At 70.1% G+C, this 2,122-nt stretch carries 2 protein-coding genes; both read left to right on the forward strand.

Annotation, left to right across the window (positions count from 1 at the left end):
- Positions 1-1,082: phosphoribosylamine--glycine ligase (gene purD / locus AC5RV2_RS17330; RefSeq protein ID WP_494093365.1), on the forward strand; the 1,082-nt coding region annotated here is incomplete at its 5' end.
- 13 nt (positions 1,083-1,095) lie between these two features.
- Positions 1,096-2,052: a phosphoribosylaminoimidazolesuccinocarboxamide synthase gene (locus AC5RV2_RS17335; RefSeq protein ID WP_494093366.1), complete on the forward strand. Its 957-nt coding sequence runs from the start codon at positions 1,096-1,098 to the stop codon at positions 2,050-2,052.
- Positions 2,053-2,122 lie beyond the last annotated feature (70 nt).

Below are 2,122 nucleotides of genomic sequence, written 5' to 3' on the forward strand. Positions count from 1 at the left end.
TGGCCGACCCGCTGCGCGCGGCGGGGATCCCGGTGTTCGGCCCCAGCAAGGAAGCGGCCAGGCTCGAAGGCTCCAAGGCCTTCGCCAAGCAGGTCATGGCCGCGGCGAACGTGCCCACCGCCATGGCGCATGTGGCCACCAACGCGGACGAGGCGGCCGCAGCCCTGGACTCGTTCGGCGCCCCCTACGTGGTCAAGGACGACGGGCTGGCGGCCGGCAAGGGCGTGGTGGTGACCGAAGACCGCGATGCCGCCCTGGCGCACGCCCAGGCCTGCTTCGACGCCGGCGGCTCCGTGGTGATCGAGGAATTCCTCGACGGCCCGGAAGTCTCCCTGTTTGTGATTTCCGACGGCGAACGCGCCATCCCGCTGGTGCCCGCGCAGGATTTCAAGCGGATTTTCGACGGAGACGAGGGCCCGAACACCGGCGGCATGGGCGCCTACACGCCGCTGACCTGGCTGCCGCCCGGTTTCGTGGACGAAGTCATGGACCGCGTCGCGCTGCCGACCATCCGCGAGATGGCCCGCCGCGGTACCCCGTTCGTGGGGGTGCTGTTCTGCGGGCTGGCCGTGACCGGCCGCGGCGTGCGGGTGATCGAATTCAACGCCCGTTTCGGGGACCCGGAAACCCAGGCGGTACTGGCCCGGCTGCGCACACCGCTGGGCGGGCTGCTGCTGGCGGCCGCCAAGGGGGAACTGGATGACACCGAACAGTTGGTCTGGTCCAGGCGGTCCGCCGTCACGGTGGTGCTGGCCTCGGAGAATTACCCGGGAACCCCGCGCACCGGAGACCGGATCCGGGGCCTGAAGAAGGCCAATGCCTTGACCGACGTGCACGTGATCCACGCCGGGACCGCCCTGGACGAGAACGGCAAGGTGGTCAGCGCCGGCGGGCGGGTACTCGCCGTCGTCGCGTTGGGTGAGGACCTGGTGGAAGCCCGCGAACGTGCCTACGAAGGCATCGAAGCGATCAGCCTGGAGGGGTCGCAGCACCGCAGCGACATTGCCCTGCTGGCCGCCGAGGGCAAAATCACGGTGCCCGCGTCCGACACGAACTCCCGGGCCGGCGCACAGAGAGACTGAGGAACCGTCAACCATGGCATTTGCCCCCGAAGTACTCGAACTGCCCGGCTGGAAGCACGTCTACTCCGGCAAGGTCCGCGACCTGTACGTTCCGGCCGACCCGCAACAGGTGGAGACGGCCAGCGACGACATTGCCGCCGAGGGCCTGTTGGACCGGCGCAATGACACCGTGCTGGTGGTGGCGAGCGACCGGATCAGCGCCTACGACCACGTGCTGTCCAGCGAGATCCCGGACAAGGGCCGGATCCTCACCCAGCTGAGCCTGTGGTGGTTCGAACAGCTCGCCCAGGGGGACAACCCGGTGGCGCACCACGTGGTGTCCACCGAGGTGCCGGACGCGGTGGCCGGCCGGGCGATGGTCTGCAAGAAACTGGACATGTACCCGGTGGAATGCATCGCCCGCGGCTACCTCACCGGGTCCGGCCTCGCCGAGTACCGGCAATCCCGGACCGTGTGCGGGTTGCCGCTGCCGGCCGGCCTGGTGGACGGCTCCCGGTTGGAGCCAGCCATCTTCACCCCCTCGGCCAAGGCCGAGGTGGGCGAGCACGACGAGAACATCACCTACGACGCCGTGGTGCAGACCGTCGGCGCGGAGACCGCGGCCCGGCTGCGCGAGAAGACGCTGCAGATCTATACGCGCGCCGAAGCCATCGCACGGGAGCGGGGAATCATCCTGGCGGACACCAAGGTCGAGTTTGGCGTCGACCCCACCACGGGGGAGATCACCCTGGGCGACGAGGTGCTGACCCCCGACTCCTCGCGGTTCTGGGACGCGGACACCTACGAGCCGGGCCGGGCGCAGCCGTCGTTCGACAAGCAGTTCGTGCGCGACTGGCTGACGTCGCCCGCTTCCGGCTGGGACAAGAACTCGGACGCTGCGCCGCCGGCCCTGCCGGAGGACATCGTGCAGAAGACGCGGGCTCGTTACGTCGAAGCCTACGAGCGGCTCACCGGCCGGACGTTCGCCTGATCGGCAGCGGCGCGGGGCCGCGCCGGGTGCTCCCGGCCGAGCCCAGGGGGTCCGGCAGAGGGCGGGCCGG

Source organism: Arthrobacter sp. Y3225116 (assembly GCF_059091245.1).